This window comes from Thalassotalea loyana (genome assembly GCF_030161435.1).
GTDB lineage: Bacteria > Pseudomonadota > Gammaproteobacteria > Enterobacterales > Alteromonadaceae > Thalassotalea_G > Thalassotalea_G loyana.
On record NZ_BSSV01000006.1, the window covers coordinates 82,543 to 99,954 of the forward strand.

The following is a 17,412-nucleotide window of genomic DNA, read 5'->3' on the forward strand; positions in this document are numbered from 1 at the left end:
TAATTTAGATTAATGAATCAAATTCAAGAGATTGGGTTTTTATTAACGCGTCATTGTCGCGATACCAAAAATGGCATTGAAACATGTTATTGGGTTAAGACACCAAATGGTCCTTTAAAACTTGTTGTAGATAAACAACAAGCGCTGTTCTTTATCGCGCAAAATGACATAGACCGTGCAAAAGTGCTGCTTGAAAGTGATTCAATTTCCATCAGTGTTATTAAACCACTCAACCTTTCGACGTTTAAATCAACAAGCGTTGCAGGTGTATACTTTGATAAGTTAAGTGAATTTTATCGAGCACGTGCGCTTTTTAAGCAAGAGGGCATTGTATGTTTTGAAGATGATTTTCGTCCAGAAGAACGGTTTTTGAATGAACGATTCATTACCGCAGGTATTGAATTTACTGGCCAATTAACCAATCAACGTGGTGTAAGTATTGTTCGTAATACTAAATGCCGACCGTCAAAAATTGATATCAACCTTTCGATGCTGTCCATTGATCTTGAATGTTCGATGAAGGGAGAGCTCTATTCGATCGGTGCATATAGTGACGATGTTTCGAAAGTCTTTATGATAGGCCCTCCACAGGAAACGTCTTTTGACTATATCGAGTGGGTAAATGACGAGCGTGAGCTACTCATTGCATTTATTGAATGGTTAGGCAGGGTAGATCCCGATATCCTCATTGGATGGAATGTCGTTAATTTTGACTTAAATTTGCTGGATAAACGCTGTCAGTTTCATAACATTGTTTTTCACATAGGCCGTGACGGTTCAGCACCATATTGGCGCAAGCATCCAAGTAGTGAACAACAATATATTGATATCGCGGGTAGAGTAGTGCTAGATGGTATCGATTTACTTAAAACTGCAACTTATAACTTCGCCAGTTTTTCACTCGAAAATGTCTCTCACGAGTTACTAGGCACAGGCAAGAAAATAGATGATGTCGATAATCGAGTATATGAAATCACCGAAAAATTTCTTCATAATAAACCTGCACTTGCTGAATATAACTTAGAAGACTGTCGATTGGTTTGGCAAATCTTTGAAAAGACAGATTTGCTCGCGTTTGCGAAATTAAGGGCAGAACTTACTGGGCTCGAAATAGACAGAAGTGGTGGTTCTGTCGCTGCGTTTACTAACTTGTATTTACCTAAATTGCACAGAGCTGGTTATGTTGCGCCTAATATGGGAGATGGTCTTCAGGGGCTAATATCTCCTGGTGGTTATGTAATGGATTCAATACCAGGACTTTACAAAAACGTATTAGTATTAGATTTCAAAAGCCTTTATCCAAGTATTATTCGAACCTTTTGTATTGACCCAATGGGTATGGTCAAAGGGATTGAGCGTCCTGACACTGCTATTCAAGGCTATGATGGCGCGTTGTTTTCACGAACAGAACACTTTTTACCCAACATTATCAAAGACCTTTGGGATGAGCGCGACATTGCGAAAAAGGAAAGCAATGCCGCTTTGTCTCAAGCCATCAAGATTATAATGAACTCTTTTTATGGCGTTCTAGGATCTACTGGTTGCCGATTTTTTGATCCGAGACTATCCGGCTCAATTACCAAGCGTGGCCATGAGTTATTAAAATTAACAAAGCTGTGGGTTGAAGAGATCGGCTACAAAGTTATTTATGGTGATACCGATTCTATTTTTGTCTACATTGGCGACCAACATTCAATAACTCAGTCGAGGAAAATTGGTGATGAACTTGCAGATTTTACCAACAAAAAGCTCAGTGAGTGGCTAGAGTCAAACTTTAGCATTACGTCTTATTTAGAACTCGAGTTTGAAACCCACTTTTCTAAATTTTTTATGCCAACAATTCGTGGCCAAGAAGTCGGCACTAAAAAGCGTTACGCTGGTTTGGTAGAGACAATAAGTGACGAAAATACGGTTACTCAACATATTGTCTATAAAGGTCTAGAAACGGTACGAACCGATTGGACTGATTTAGCTAAAGAGTTTCAGCAAGGTCTGTACGAACGAGTATTTAATAACTTGCCAGTAAAAGAATATGTCTATGAGATGGTACAAAGGACCTTAGATGGGGAATTCGATAATAAACTCGTTTATCGCAAGAGAATAAGGCGAAAGCTTGATAAGTATGTCAAAAATGTACCTCCTCACATAAAAGCAGCGCGTGCTGCAGATGAATTGAACAGGGTTCAAGGAAAACCACTGAAATATCAACGACGCGGTCAAATAGCTTATTATTTGACTACTCAAGGCCCCCAAGCCGTTGAGCACTTGTCCGCGCCTCTTGATTATCATCTATATGTTGAACGTCAGCTCAAATCCGTCGCCGATGCAATATTACCTTTTGTAAATACCAGTTTCGATGAGATAACCGATCATCAAATGTCATTATTTTGATATTTCAGCTTGAAGTTAAGTGGTTAGTTTATTATTTTAGATGGCTAGATAGCTAAAGTTCCCAAAAAGGTCGTCATCTTGAAGAAGCAAACAAAAATTGTAAACGCCGGTCGCAGTAAAAAATGGACAGGTAATGTCGTGAACCCTCCTGTAGAAAGAGCTTCAACGGTTGTGTTTGATTCCATCAAAGAGATGAAACATGCAACAGCGAATCGAGGCAATCAAGTGTTGTTTTATGGGCGTCGTGGTACCTCTACGTCGTTTGCCTTTAGTGACGCTATGACCGAGTTAGAAGGCGGAGCGGGCTGTGCGCTATATCCATCAGGCACCGCTGCAATTACTAACGCGATCTTATCCTTTGTAGAGACTGGCGATCATATATTAATGGTAGATACCGCTTACGAACCAACCCGAGACTTTTGCGACAAGGTGCTAACAAAGTTAGGTATTGAAACGACGTATTATGATCCGCTAATCGGTGATAATATTACTGAGCTAATTAAAGACAATACAAAAGTGTTGTTTCTCGAGTCGCCGGGCTCTTTGACTATGGAAGTGCAGGATGTACCAAGGTTAGCGAAAATAGCCCATGAACATGGTTGCGTTGTAATTCTGGACAACACCTGGGCTTCTCCAATTAATTTTCAGCCATTTGAACATGGCGTTGATATTTCCATTCAAGCCGCTACCAAATATGTAGTTGGGCATTCAGATGTCATGTTAGGCACTGCAACAGCAACTAAAGCTCATTGGCCTCAACTTAGAGAAAATAGTTATTTGATGGGGCAGTGCACGTCACCTGATGATTTATATTTAGCGATGCGAGGCATCAGAACCTTAGGTGTCCGTTTAAAGCAACATGAACATAACGCTTTAAAAGTCGCCCACTATGTTGCCCAACGCAATGACGTAGACGTTGTTTTACACCCCGCATTTGAATCATGTCCTGGCCATCAGTATTTTAAGCGAGATTTCCTTGGTTCAAACGGCTTGTTCTCATTTGTTTTTAAATCTGGTAACGCTAAATCGCTTGAAGCCTTTTTAGAAGGTATGGAACATTTCAAAATGGGCTATTCATGGGGAGGGTTTGAAAGTTTAGTTATTGGCGTTAATAATGTTCAAAATCTACGTAGTGCGACCAAATGGCCTTACGATGCTCCGCTTGTTCGCCTTCATATTGGATTAGAGGATGTAGATGACTTAATTGAAGACTTGGACAAAGCATTTGATCGCTTTCATCAAGCGTTGAATTAACCTATTATTGTTACTACGTTTTTTTCCAAGGATTTAGCATGGCTGAAGAAACCATTTTTTCAAAGATTATCCGTCAAGAAATTCCAACAGAATTGCTTTACCAAGATGAGTTGGTCACTGCATTTAGGGACATTTCGCCAAGAGCAAAAACACATATTCTAATTATTCCTAATAAATTAATACCAACCGTTAATGATGTAACTCAAGATGATGAACTTGCGTTAGGCCGATTGTTTACAGTTGCTCGTAAACTTGCGGCGGACGCAGGTATAAGTGAAGACGGTTACCGTTTAATCATGAATTGTAATAAGCATGGTGGGCAAGAAGTTTATCATATCCACATGCATTTGCTTGGTGGCGAGCCATTAGGTCCAATGCTAGCAATTTAATCGCTACGTTTTTTAGACAAGGGCTAGATATATTTATCTGGCCCTTTCTATATCCAAGAAATATTAAAAATTCCTTTTATTTTCTAACGATGTTGTTAATATGCGCGTCAAAGCCAAGGGGTGCTTGATATCAAAAGTCGTTTGATATTGGGCTGAGACTGTTTACAGAACCCTTTGAACCTGAACTGGATTATGCCAGCGTAGGGATGGTTAAGCGTTATCAGATATTTAAAAATAACTATTCTACCTTCCTAGTTGCTGGTCCCATTGTTTAATGAGATCAACATGACACAATTTAATAAAAAGCCAATCGCACTCGCGCTAGCCGCAACGTTAACTTCATCTATTGCTCTAGCAGATGATAAAAATGCAGATATAGAAACCATCGTTGTTCAAGGTGATTTTCGCCAATCAGAACTAAAACGCAGTGCAAGCGCGGTTTCAATCCTTGGCAATGAAGCCGTACTAGAACGTGGTGCGCAGAATCTTGAAGAAGTTATTTCCTTAGCGCCTAATGTTAACTTTTCGAGTGGCTCTCAGCGTGCTCGTTATTACCAAATCCGTGGTATTGGTGAGCGCAGTCAATTTAGTGAAGCAATAAACCCTTCAGTAGGTATGATTATAGACGGTGTCGAGTTCAATGGCATAGGGTCTGTTTCATCGTTATTTGACGTAGCACAAACAGAAGTCTTTCGTGGACCACAAGGAACAAGATTTGGTGCGAATGCATTAGCAGGTATGATTAACATCGTCACTAAAGCACCGACTGATGAATTTGAAGGCAACGTAAAGATAACGGCAGGTAACTATGGCAGTTACAGTGCAGGCGTTGCTTTGTCTGGTCCTGCAACTGATTCCGTCAATTACCGTATCGCTGTGGAGCAATATAATAGTGATGGCTTTATTGAAAATGATTACTTGAATACTGACGATACGAACGATCGCGATGAATTAAGTGTGCGTGGTAAATTAGCCATTAACGCAACGGATGATTTAGCGATTAATGTCAGCGTTATGCATTTTGATTTTGATAACGGATATGATGCGTTTTCTTTAGACAACACACGTAACACTCTATCGGATATGCCGGGCTCTGACGAACAAGAGACTAGCGCGATATCTGCAAACTTCAACTATAGCGGTTTTGAAAATGTACTATTTGAAACGTTAGTTTCTGTTGCCGATTCAGACTTAGCTTATGGCTATGACGAAGATTGGTCAAACCCTTCTTTGTGTGACACTACAGACTGTCCATATGGCGATTATGCTTCGGTTGACTACTATTATCGAGACAAAGGGACAAACACACTTGAGTTTCGTTTTAGTTCACAAGCAGGTAGTGAAATATTTGATGGGACGACTCAATGGGTTGGTGGAATCTACTTTAAAACAGACGATGAAGACTTAACACGTCAATACACGTATTTAAGCAGTGATTTTATGTCAACATTTGAAGCAGACTCTATCGCGTTGTTTGCTCAATTTGATACCGAATTATCTAGTAAAACAGTGTTAACAACGGGTCTTCGTTACGAAACACGTGATGCATCATACTCAAATACAGATGGTTTTGATGAAGATTTATCTGACGATGCATTGGGTGGAAAAATTGTGTTAGCTCACAACTTAGATGAGAACCAAATGGTCTTTGGTGGCATCCATCGTGGTTATAAAGCGGGTGGCGCAAATACAGATGGTACATTACCTGATAATTTACGCACATTTGACCCAGAATATTTGTGGAACTACGAAATCGGTTATAAAGCGTCTCTGTTAGATGGCGACGCGTTTGTCGCGGCTACCGCTTTTTATATGGATCGTAAAGATGTTCAAGTAAAGAGCTCGCAAACAGTGACAAGGGATGATGGTAGTTCAGAATTTGTCGATTATCTTGGCAATGCCGCCGAAGGTACTAACTACGGGATAGAGGTCGAAACGCAGTGGCAGGCTACTGAAGATTTTCACGTATTCGCAATGTTAGGGTTACTTGAAACTGAGTTTGAAGGTTTTGTAAATGCCAATGGTGAAGACCTATCAGGTCGCGACCAAGCACATGCACCTGGTTATCAATTTCACATAGGCTTTGATTACTACTTATCACAATTTTGGTCATTTAGTGCATCAGTTGAAGGTAAAGACGAATTTTACTTTTCAGACTCTCACGAGCAAAAATCAGATTCTGTTGTCTTGATCAACGCGTCAGTTACCTACCAAGCAGAAGATTGGTTAGTTAAATTATGGACTCGTAACTTAACAGATGAAGACTATCAAACGCGTGGGTTTTACTTTGGTAATGATCCAAGAGATGGGTATACTGCTAAACCATACTATCAATATGGAGAACCAATGGTCTTTGGTGCTACCTTTGATTATCAGTTCTAGGAGTAATAAACATGCAAGTGTCGTTTGACATTAGCTTGTATCCGTTGGCAGAAGCCGAATACAAAGATGAGATTTGGGCGTTCATTGAACGCCTAAATCGACTCGATGGCCTTAAAGTTATTACGAACGGTATGAGTACACAAGTATTCGGTGAATATGATTATACAACCGAACACGTCATGAAAGAGATACGCACAGTGCACCAAAATGTAGGCAGTGCAGTATTTATCCTAAAGATGATCGCCAGTGATCGCTCTCATTTAATAAATCATCAGGGCAACAAGCCCAAAAAATAGTGCTATGGATATACTCGAGTCGATCAATTATTACATGAATTTACCATTCTTGGAGACAATTGCAGTTATAACTGCTTTGCTCTACGTTATTTTGGCAGCTAAAGGAAATATTTTATGCTGGCCAATGGCGTTGATTTCAACATTGCTATATACGGCAATTTTCTACGAAGTTTATTTGTGGATGGATAGCTTATTACAAGTTTACTACTTTGGTATGGCTATTTGGGGATGGATTAATTGGAAAAAAGCTAAGGAACAGCAAACGCTTGGACTACCCGTTACGTTTTTGAGCATCAGATTTCATGGAGTAGCCGTTGCTTCACTTGTGATTATCAGCCTGGCTGTCGGTTTCTTAATGGATAACTATACACCAACTGATTTTCCATATATTGATGCAGCAACCACTGTATTTGCCGTATTTGCCACATATCTCGTCGTTAAACGTGTTGTCGAGAATTGGCTATATTGGGTGGTGATCGATATTGTGTCTATCTTTATCTACATCGAAAAAGGATTGGCACCAACTGCCTTTTTATTCGCATTTTATACCCTGTTCGCTATTTATGGTTTTGTGCAGTGGTTTAAATTGTATAAAGGACAACAGCTACAACACAGCCCAGCAGAAAGTTTGTCTTAATAAGAAAGAAAGGCCATCCGTTTGAGTGGAAAAATAGCAACATTAGTAAGTCAAATCCTTGAGGAAAACCTAAACGAGCATTTCCTAGGAATGACAGCTATTTCTGAAGGGGATAGTCAGCAAGTATTCAAAGTCTCGACTAATGATGAAAATTACGTCGCAAAATTCTTTTCTCAAGTGCCAAACTTTGAACGTGAGCGTAATTTTTTAGAAATAGGGCTGCCAATTACACCGAAGTTAATCGGATGTAGGGACTGTTGCATTGTTATGGAATATATCAATAGTCCAATGCTAGGGCGTAAAACGTTTACTGAAGAGGATTTACTCAAACAGCTCTTACTGGCGTTTAATGATTTTCACCGAGAATCAAAAATCGTTCAATTACGTCAATGGATAGAAGTCCTCGACTTCAGCGAGACAATTCGATCTTTAGCAAACAGCTGTCATTTAAACGCAGAGCAAACTCGGGTTGTCGACCAATTAGTAAGGCAAGCAACCGAACTAGACAATCTCCCATCAATTAACACACTGTGCCATGGTGACTTTAATCAATTCAATGTTTTTTCGGATAGTGGACGATATAAAATCATTGATTTTGAGTCGTTAACAGTTGCACCGCGACTATATGACTTGATGATGTTACTAAGTATCAACCAATTTTCAGTTGACCATATAGCGATTGCATTGGCATTTTTTGAAAATAACAAGCACAACCCAATAACAAAAGATGAATACAGCCAAGCTCAACAATACTTTCTGATAGCAACGGGGATTAATGGTTTATGGTACTTAGCCAAATATCAAGAATCTGAGTCACAAGAATTCGGCAAAAAAGCCAATCATTTTTTAGATCAATTGACGTTTCTCATTGATAATTACTAAAAATGCGACAAAAAGCGAATAAGTTACGATTAGTCGTAATGAAGTTAATGAACAGGTCAATCATAATTAACTTGTAACATCATTAGAGTATTTTTCGTGAATTGGAAAGCATTAATAGAAGATCGTAATCGTTTTTTCTGGGTATTGCACACAGCAGGGTGGCTGGGCTATGCCTTGGTTCATTATCTTGGATCGTTATTACATGATCTTCGTGATATTTTTGCTGTCATTATTTTTCTAAATGCCTACGCGGGCTGGATGATTACAATCCCCCTACGATATGTCTATCGTAGAGCCTGGAACTTCACGCCATTAAAAATAGCACTTGTTGTTGTGATCAGCTCTTATGTCGTTGGTGTTTTGTGGCAGGTTATTAAAAACTTTACTTACTGGACGATATATAAGCATGGATATGAGCCTGAATTTTGGTTGATGTACACGCGTAACAGTTTATGGTCGTTCTATATCATTTTGAGCTGGAGTGGTTTGTACTTCGGTATTAAGTACTATCAAATGCTCCAAAAAGAAAAACAAAACGTGCTTAGGGCAAATACAATTGCTCATCAAGCGCAATTGAAAATGTTACGTTACCAATTAAACCCTCACTTTTTGTTTAATACATTAAATGCGATTTCTACACTTATTTTGGTAGAAGAAAATCAAACCGCTAACAAAATGGTCACTAAATTAAGTGAATTTTTAAGGTACACACTAGATAAAGATCCGATGAAGAAGGTTACCTTATCAAGTGAAATTAAGGTCTTAGACCTCTATCTAGATATTGAAAAGGTCAGATTCGAAGAACGCTTGAAAGTTGTCATCGATATTGAAGATAGCTGCCAAAATGCGCTTGTACCTAGCATGATTTTCCAGCCAATTGCTGAAAATTCAATAAAATACGCTATTGCTACGCAAGAAAGCGGTGGTACTATAGCGGTGACGGTAAGCAAGTTTGGCGACGATTTATTGTTAGAACTTGCCGACAATGGCCCAGGCGCTCAGATTAAAGATGGTAATCTTTACAGAGAGAATGGTGTAGGTCTTGCGAACACGAGAGAGCGATTACATGCGCTCTATGGTGATAAGTATTCACTAGTCGTTGCTAACAACAGCCCGTCAGGTGTTAAGGTTAATATTCGTATCCCATTTCAAGAAAGGTAGTTAAATGCAAGCTGAGTTAACAACTATCATAGTTGATGATGAACCACTTGCCCGAAAAGGCTTAAGAGTTCGACTAAGTCAGCGTCAAGATATCAATATTGTTGCTGAGTGTTCGAATGGTCGCGAAGCAATTAATGCGGTCAAAGCATTATCTCCAGATTTATTATTTCTTGATATTCAAATGCCAGGTATGACGGGATTTGAAGTGTTAGAAAAGTTAATTGAAGAAAATATTCCATTACCTAACATTGTTTTCGTAACGGCCTTTGATCAATATGCATTAAAGGCGTTTGAAGTACATGCACTGGATTACTTGCTAAAGCCTGCCGACGAAAGTCGTATTGACCAAGCAATCGAAAAAGTACAACAATCAATCCAATCAGACATCGATAAAAACCATAAAGACCAATTATTGAATTTTGTCAGCGATGTTACCGGAAACAACTACGAGCAGCTGATCGAAGGCTTAGAAAAGGACGAGATCAATAGTTTGTCGAATTACTCCGATATATTGCCAATAAAAGACGCAGGTGAAGTGTCTCGAGTTGCTGTTAAATCAATTATGTGGATTGATGCAGCCGGCGATTACATGTGTGTACACACCACGGAAGCAACACATATTTTACGGAAAACGATGAAGGAACTAGAAGAGAGCCTCGACCCTCGTCAGTTTATCCGTTGTCACCGTTCAATTATTGTCAATAAACAGTTTATCGCTAAATTCTGTTCTCAAGTAAACGGAGAGTATTATTTGGTCATGAAAAACGACAAAGAATTAAAAGTAAGCCGTAGTTACAAAGACAAAGTAAAAAAAGCTGTAATATCCTAATTGTTCGATCAAATTTCAGCCTTTTTAATTATGTGAATAATGGCAATTTGTTACTAACGGACTAATCTTTAAATTAGAGTAGGTTAGAGTATTTTGCGCTATGGGTTCTTCATTAGATTATTGGAAAAAGGCACAACAATTAGAAGCGGGTCGTAATGAAGTATTGCGGTTGGTGGCTCGTAACGAGCCAATAGATGAAATTCTTGATGTGTTGTGTAAAAAAGCGAGGATTTATAATCCTGACATGCTTTGTTCAATCCTAGAATATAATGAAATATCTAATAGTCTCCATCCTAAAGCAGCCGTTGGCTTACCTGATGCTTATTGCCAAGCGTTAGATGGCGTAAAGATAGGCCCAGGCGTCGGCTCTTGTGGCACCGCGGCGTTTATCAAAGAATTAGTGATTGTCGAGGATATTAATACCCATCCCTATTGGAACCAATATAAAGAACTGGCATTGATGGCCGGCGTCCAATCCTGTTGGTCTCATCCAATCATCGGAGGGCAAGGTAAACTCTACGGTACTTACGCGATTTACTATGCTGAGCCACGAAGACCTAGCGAGGAAGATCTAAAATTTATCGAGTTAAATGCTTATCTAGCAACGATTGTCTACGACAACCACTTTAATCGTCAAAAAATACTAGAGCAAAACAAGATTCTGAGTCAGTCCTTGGATGAGCGTTCCCAGCAATTGTTTAACGCCAACCAGGAGTTAAACAGACTGATTTACGAGCAAGAGCAAGAACATAGCATCAAAGTCTCATCAGAGAAATCTCAGACAACAAACCGACTGATTTCCGGCTTTTCACATGAGATAAGTACCCCGATTAATAATGCTCAAGTTTCTATTCACTCTATTCATGACAAAACAGCTGATATTCGACGTGACTTTGATGGTAATCGAATTACAAAGCAACAATTATTGTCGTATCTACAACATATTGAGCAATTGACTAACATTTCCAATCAAAGCTTATTAAAAGTCAATGACTTAGTCAGTAAATTTAGAACATTGAATTTTAACGATACGACCAGCGATAACGTAGAATTTAAGTTAAAGCCTTTTCTTAGCGAAGTGATCGAAGCTAAACGCCAATCATTGGGCCAACATAAAGTCACGATTACTTGTGAAGACATCAAAATTAAATCTCAAAAAGAAACGCTGTGGCAAGTCTTTAATGAATTATTAGATAACGCGATTGGACATGGTTTTAATAACATTGAAAATGGCAGTATCCATATTCATGTTTATGCCGACGATAAGCTTGTTGTGATTAACCTTCAAGATGACGGAGTAGGGTTGAGACAAGAAGAAGCAGACCGGATTTTTGAGCCATTTTATACCAACAAACGACACTTAAAAATGCTTGGTTTAGGATTAAGCCTTGTACAAAATGCCCTCGTTACAAAGTTAAATGGAAGTATCTCGGTAGAGGAGGCTCCTAAAGGCACTAGGTTTAAAATTCAGTTACCACGCTAGCCCGATATAAGTTTAAACGATGCCTTTTGGTGCAAACAGCACCTATTGTTCTTCTAGCTTTTTATTCAATCTATTGTTTTATATGCATATTTTTTGATGGCATGGATTTTGTTACTAATAACAGCGCATAATGAATTAAGGGTTGTTAAAAGGACATTATGGACATCAAACCATCATCTTCTACTATATCTTGTTGTGTTGTCTATCAGGAAGCACAAATGCTAAGCGCAATCGAAAGCGCATTGGACACGTCACAGTTTAACATTGAATATCGATACTCACTTGAAGCATTTGGTGTAGATACCAATTTCCATCATGCTAAGGTGCTTGTTTACATGGTCCAATCCATCAACGATGAACATTTGAATAGGCTAAGCCAAATAGCGTTAGGTAAACATTTGGCTGTTGCTGTATTTGTAAACGAACCAAGCGATTGCAAACCAGCTGAACTCGCAGGGATAGGTGTTAATGGCTACGTCGAAGGGCCAATACCTGTAAATAGAGTTCCTTCCATTCTAGAAAGTGCATTAGGGCGTTTTTTAGTGCTTAACAAGCTCCAAAAAGATTTAGATAAAACCAAACAAAAACTATCTTCAGTGAAACTTGTTGAGCAAGCGAAATTAAGTTTAATGCGTGCTAAACAAATGAGTGAAAACGAGGCATATCAGTTGATTAGGAAAACCGCAATGGATAACAGCCAGAAGATAGAAGACGTTGCCAAGAACATCTTGGCTTTGGAGAGTGTGCTCAGCGGCCCAGGCTAATAAGTTGATAAAGAATTGCACTAAGATGAAGCATTTACTGGAAATTCTGCATCATCGTTTAGCATCAAAGCCTTTTTGTAAAACACAGTTTTAATTTAAATCATTGTTATAATTAGAAATTTACAGCTTGGCACTTAACTTGTTTTAATCATATACAAGAAAATAGAGTAATCTATCTAGTTAGGCAAAAGCGTCTAGCATTAGTGGGGCAACCCACGCATAACAATAAAATAACTAAGGGTACTGCAAAGGCGTAGTGTTAATTAGTTTGGCATCGTAGCCCATCACTTCAGGAATTTTTCTGAGAGGTGTTGGGCTTTTTTATTTGGAGAATGACAATGCTTACTAAGAAATTATCAAAGTTTAATAGGTCTTTGTGTTGCGCAGTTGCACTCGGTTGTAGTGCGATAACATCTTTAACTGCAAATGCTTTAGGCTACCCAGAAAAAGAAGAATTAAAATTTGGCTTCATTAAGCTAACCGATATGGCACCAATTGCCATTGCCTATGAAAAGGGCTTTTTTGAAGATGAAGGTCTATATGTCACTATCGAAGCGCAAGCGAACTGGAAAGTTTTGCTCGATGGTGTCATTGACGGGCGTTTAGATGGTGCGCATATGTTAGCTGGCCAACCTATAGCTGCTAGCATTGGTTACGGTACATCTGCTGAAATCATTACGCCATTTTCAATGGATCTAAATGGTAACGGAATTACCGTTTCAAATGATATTTGGAAACAAATGAAAGCCAACATCCCTAAGCGTGCTGACGGTAAACCAGTGCATCCGATCAAGGCTGATGCGTTAAAACCTGTAGTCGATAAATTTGCCGAGCAAGGTAAGCCATTCAACATGGGGATGGTATTCCCAGTTTCGACGCATAACTATGAGTTGCGCTACTGGCTAGCAGCTGGTGGAATTCACCCAGGATACTACGCACCGCACAAAGGTGATACATCAGGTCAACTAGACGCAGATGTGTTGTTATCGGTAACGCCTCCACCGCAAATGCCAGCAACATTAGAAGCAGGGACTATTTATGGTTACTGTGTGGGTGAACCATGGAACCAGCAAGCGGTATTTAAAGGTATCGGTGTCCCTGTCGTTACAGATTACGAAATTTGGAAGGATAACCCTGAAAAAGTGTTTGGTATTAGTAAAGCATTTGCTGAAAAGTATCCCAATACCACTATTCGCTTAACTCGTGCATTGATTCGAGCGGCGAAGTGGTTAGATGAAAATAATAATGCTAACCGCCCAGAAGCCGTTAAGATTTTATCCCAATCTAATTATGTTGGCGCTGACTATGACGTAATTGCTAATTCAATGACGGGGACTTTTGAATACGAGAAAGGTGATAAACGTGAAGTACCAGATTTCAATGTATTCTTCCGTTACAACGCAACGTACCCATATTACTCAGACGCTATTTGGTATCTAACTCAGATGAGACGCTGGGGCCAAATCTCTTCAGATAAGCCGGATTCTTGGTACAAAGATGTAGCACAGCAAGTTTACCGCCCTGATATATACAAAAAAGCTGCACAGTCATTAATTGATGACAAGCTAATGAGCAAAACGGATTTCTCTGAGGTATTTTCTGAAGATGGCTACCGTAACCCTCAAACGCATTTCATTGACGGTATTGTTTACGACGGCACAAAGCCTAACGAATACATTAATAAGTTTTCGATTGGTTTGAAGTCTGGCGAAACACTTTAATTAGTACTTGGAAGATAAAACGATGACAACAATTAGCAAAAAGTTAACGTCAAACACGACAGCAGTATCTTTGAAGTCATTCATTGTCCCAAATGAAATGATAAAAAATGTGTTGTTACCTTTAGTCGGTATTGTGTGCTTTTTAATTATGTGGGCCATTGCTGCCAACAACATACACACGTCACTGGGCCAGTTTCCTGGCCCGACAGATGTATTTAAACAATTTGGTAATTTGTATCAAGAACATGTTGCCGAGCGTGAAAAGGCAGAATCGTTTTATCAACGCCAAGAAAAGCGCAACGCAAATCGTGTAGCTAAAGATCCAAACTATCAGCCAAAACTTCGTCCTTATACAGGTAAAGAAACGTTTATCGACCAAATAGGGACGAGTTTAAAAACGGTATTAAGTGGCTTTGCTCTAGCTGCTCTTGTCGCCGTACCACTTGGTATCGCAATAGGGTTAAGCAAATCACTAAACACTGCGATAAACCCGATAATACAGATATTTAAACCGGTATCGCCATTAGCATGGTTACCGCTTGTAACCATGGTTGTAAGTGCCGTTTATACAACAGCTGATCCAATGTTCGCAAAATCATTCATTGTATCACTGGTTACGGTCACTCTATGTTGCTTATGGCCAATGGTAATCAATACATCTGTAGGTGTCTCATCGATTAACCAGGATTGGGTAAACGTATCTAAAGTATTGAGCTTACCTTCATGGGTTCATATTAGAAAGATTGTGTTACCTGCTGCTGTACCTTCGATCTTTATTGGTATGCGCATGTCAATTGGTATTGCTTGGATGGTGTTGATCGCCGCTGAAATGCTCGCACAGAACCCTGGTCTAGGTAAGTTTGTGTGGGATGAATTTCAAAATGGTAGTTCACAGTCGTTAAGCCGAATTATGGCTGCCGTACTGGTGATTGGTTTAATTGGTTTTTTACTTGACCGTTCAATGTTATCGCTACAACGAGCTGTGTCTTGGGATAAAGATAGCGCGAAACGCTAATAATAAGGAAAGTCACATGAGCATTATCTTAGATATCAGTAAGATCGATATGGTCTTCCCAACTCCTAAAGGCGATTTCACAGCTTTGAAGGAAGTGGACTTACAAATTGCCAAAGGTGAATTTATTTCTCTGATTGGTCACTCTGGTTGTGGCAAGTCAACGGTATTAAATATTGTTGCCGGCATACACCAAGCAACCAGTGGTGGTGTTTTACTCAACAACAAAGAAGTAAATACACCGGGTCCAGAGCGTGCGGTTGTCTTTCAAAACCATTCATTGTTGCCATGGTTAACGGCATATCAAAATGTAGAACTCGCAGTGAAGCAAGTTTTTTCGAAAACCATGAATAAAGCAGAGATGCATGATTGGATTGAGCACAATTTGAACCTAGTGCATATGAGTCACGCGATGCACAAAAAACCAGACGAAATCTCTGGCGGGATGAAACAACGTGTTGGTATTGCAAGGGCACTAGCAATGCAGCCTGAAGTATTACTGATGGATGAACCATTTGGTGCACTTGACGCGCTGACAAGGGCGCATATGCAAGATTCATTAATGGAGATTCAAAACGAACTCAATAATACAGTCATTATGATCACCCATGATGTTGATGAAGCAGTATTGTTATCAGACCGTATCGTGATGATGACCAACGGTCCGTCTGCGACGATCGGAGAGATATTGTTTGTAGACTTGCCGCGACCACGTAATCGAGTGGAATTGGCACAGGATCCACTCTATAACGACTATCGTTCACAAGTGTTAAGTTTCCTTTATGAAAAACAAAGAAAAGTAGAAACGATAAACACGAATGACGCAAATAAATCGAGTCATAAAACTGGCGAAAAAGTTGCGTAACAACAAAAAAACGACATAGAGACTATGATATAAGTGTGATATTGCACAATAAAAGTGCAATTCGCGATAATAATATTTAATTAAGGGATATCCATGAAAAAGCAAATTCTCAAAAAACACAAGCTAGCCCTCGTAGTTGGTAGTTTAATTGCTTCAACTTCAACGGTTTATGCTGAGAATGAATTCGGCGAATTTGGTGCAGATTTTCGTCTGCGCTATGAAGCTGTAGATCAAGCAAACAGTAAAAAGAATGCTGACGCATTAACATTAAGAACACTATTAAACTTCAAAACGAAGGATTACAGTGGCTTCTCTGGCATGATTGAAATTGAAGACTCTCGTGCTTTGATTGATGACTACAATGACACCAATGGAAACAACACTCAATATTCAGTCGTTGCTGATCCTGAAACAACTGAATTAGACCAATTGTACGTGCAATACAAACAAGAAGGGTTTAGTGCGAAACTTGGTCGCCAAGTGGTTGTTTTAGATAATCATCGCTTCGTAGGCCATGTAGGTTGGCGTCAGGATAAGCAAACCTTTGATGCTTTTCGCTTTACAGCAAACGAAGGCAAGTGGAAATTTGATTACACGTATATCAACCAACGCAACAGAATCTTTGCTGATGAAAAAGACATTGATTCAAACGACCATCTAATTAATGCCAGTTATAAAACTCAATACGGCAAGCTAACTGGCTACGGTTACTTACTAGAACAAGATAACGACATAAACAACGCATTAGATACATGGGGTGTTCGCTGGGCTGGTAATTTTGACAAAGTGTTAATGCAAGCTGAGTTTGCATTACAAGATTTTGAAAATGACACTACCGAATATTCAACTGAGTATATGTTGTTAGAAGGTGGTTATAAGTTTGACAAAGTCACTGCAAAAGCGGGCTTTGAATTATTAGGCTCAGATAGTGGTGAAAAAGGTTTCCAAACGCCACTCGCAACATTACATAAGTTTAACGGTTGGACAGATCAGTTTTTATCTACGCCAGACGTTGGTTTACAAGACTTTTACGTAACATTAGCGGGTAAATTATGGGGTGGTAAATGGATGGTTCAGTACCATGATTTTCAAGCTGATGACTCGAATGCAGAAGCAGATGATTACGGTAGTGAAGTTGATATTCAGTACACGCGCAAAATTACTAAATATGTAACTGGTGGTGTCAAGTACGGTAACTACTCAGCTGGTGATGCCGATACGGGTAAAGTTGATACCGATAAACTTTGGGTGTGGCTACAAGCCAAGTTCTAAATGAAAAAGTTAAATGGGCGCATGCCAGTGCGCCCATTTTAATAAAAACCATAATAATAATTAAAAACAGATCA

At 39.3% G+C, this 17,412-nt stretch carries 15 protein-coding genes and 1 riboswitch; all 15 genes read left to right on the plus strand.

What is annotated here, in order from left to right:
* Positions 1-12 precede the first annotated feature (12 nt).
* Positions 13-2,391 carry a DNA polymerase II gene (locus tag QQK05_RS13280; protein WP_284299408.1) on the plus strand — a complete coding sequence of 793 codons (2,379 nt, stop codon included), beginning with the start codon at positions 13-15 and terminating at the stop codon, positions 2,389-2,391.
* Positions 2,392-2,469: 78 nt separating this feature from the next.
* A complete protein-coding gene (locus tag QQK05_RS13285; RefSeq protein ID WP_284299409.1) occupies positions 2,470-3,645 on the plus strand; it encodes a cystathionine beta-lyase in 1,176 nt (391 codons plus the stop codon).
* 38 nt (positions 3,646-3,683) lie between these two features.
* The gene (gene hinT, locus QQK05_RS13290; RefSeq protein WP_284299410.1) at positions 3,684-4,034 is read left to right on the plus strand and encodes a purine nucleoside phosphoramidase; all 351 of its coding nucleotides are present in this window, start codon (positions 3,684-3,686) and stop codon (positions 4,032-4,034) included.
* 106 nt (positions 4,035-4,140) lie between these two features.
* A riboswitch (TPP riboswitch) is annotated at positions 4,141-4,258 on the plus strand.
* A 61-nt stretch (positions 4,259-4,319) separates the two neighbouring features.
* A complete protein-coding gene (locus QQK05_RS13295) occupies positions 4,320-6,416 on the plus strand; it encodes a TonB-dependent receptor (protein WP_284299411.1) in 2,097 nt (698 codons plus the stop codon).
* An 11-nt stretch (positions 6,417-6,427) separates the two neighbouring features.
* Positions 6,428-6,712 (plus strand): hypothetical protein, encoded by a 285-nt coding sequence (locus tag QQK05_RS13300; RefSeq protein WP_284299413.1) that lies wholly within the window; start codon positions 6,428-6,430, stop codon positions 6,710-6,712.
* 4 nt (positions 6,713-6,716) lie between these two features.
* On the plus strand, positions 6,717-7,349 hold the full coding sequence (gene pnuC / locus QQK05_RS13305; RefSeq protein WP_284299415.1) for a nicotinamide riboside transporter PnuC: 633 nt from the start codon (positions 6,717-6,719) through the stop codon (positions 7,347-7,349).
* A 21-nt stretch (positions 7,350-7,370) separates the two neighbouring features.
* Positions 7,371-8,231: an aminoglycoside phosphotransferase family protein gene (locus QQK05_RS13310; RefSeq protein WP_284299417.1), complete on the plus strand. Its 861-nt coding sequence runs from the start codon at positions 7,371-7,373 to the stop codon at positions 8,229-8,231.
* Positions 8,232-8,327: 96 nt separating this feature from the next.
* Positions 8,328-9,392, plus strand: a complete 1,065-nt coding sequence (locus tag QQK05_RS13315) for a sensor histidine kinase (RefSeq protein ID WP_284299419.1) — start codon at positions 8,328-8,330, stop codon at positions 9,390-9,392.
* A gap of 4 nt (positions 9,393-9,396) precedes the next feature.
* On the plus strand, positions 9,397-10,221 hold the full coding sequence (locus QQK05_RS13320) for a LytR/AlgR family response regulator transcription factor (protein WP_284299420.1): 825 nt from the start codon (positions 9,397-9,399) through the stop codon (positions 10,219-10,221).
* 100 nt (positions 10,222-10,321) lie between these two features.
* Entirely contained in the window at positions 10,322-11,704 is a 1,383-nt protein-coding gene (locus QQK05_RS13325; RefSeq protein ID WP_284299422.1) for a GAF domain-containing sensor histidine kinase, read from the plus strand.
* 158 nt (positions 11,705-11,862) lie between these two features.
* Complete coding sequence (locus QQK05_RS13330) at positions 11,863-12,468, plus strand: ANTAR domain-containing response regulator (protein ID WP_284299424.1); 606 nt, start codon at positions 11,863-11,865, stop codon at positions 12,466-12,468.
* Between the two features lie 338 nt (positions 12,469-12,806).
* The gene (locus tag QQK05_RS13335; RefSeq protein WP_284299426.1) at positions 12,807-14,189 is read left to right on the plus strand and encodes a CmpA/NrtA family ABC transporter substrate-binding protein; all 1,383 of its coding nucleotides are present in this window, start codon (positions 12,807-12,809) and stop codon (positions 14,187-14,189) included.
* A 97-nt stretch (positions 14,190-14,286) separates the two neighbouring features.
* Positions 14,287-15,204, plus strand: a complete 918-nt coding sequence (locus tag QQK05_RS13340; RefSeq protein ID WP_284299791.1) for an ABC transporter permease — start codon at positions 14,287-14,289, stop codon at positions 15,202-15,204.
* A gap of 16 nt (positions 15,205-15,220) precedes the next feature.
* Positions 15,221-16,066, plus strand: a complete 846-nt coding sequence (locus QQK05_RS13345; protein WP_284299428.1) for an ABC transporter ATP-binding protein — start codon at positions 15,221-15,223, stop codon at positions 16,064-16,066.
* Positions 16,067-16,159: 93 nt separating this feature from the next.
* Positions 16,160-17,338, plus strand: a complete 1,179-nt coding sequence (locus QQK05_RS13350; RefSeq protein ID WP_284299430.1) for an alginate export family protein — start codon at positions 16,160-16,162, stop codon at positions 17,336-17,338.
* Positions 17,339-17,412: the final 74 nt, after the last annotated feature.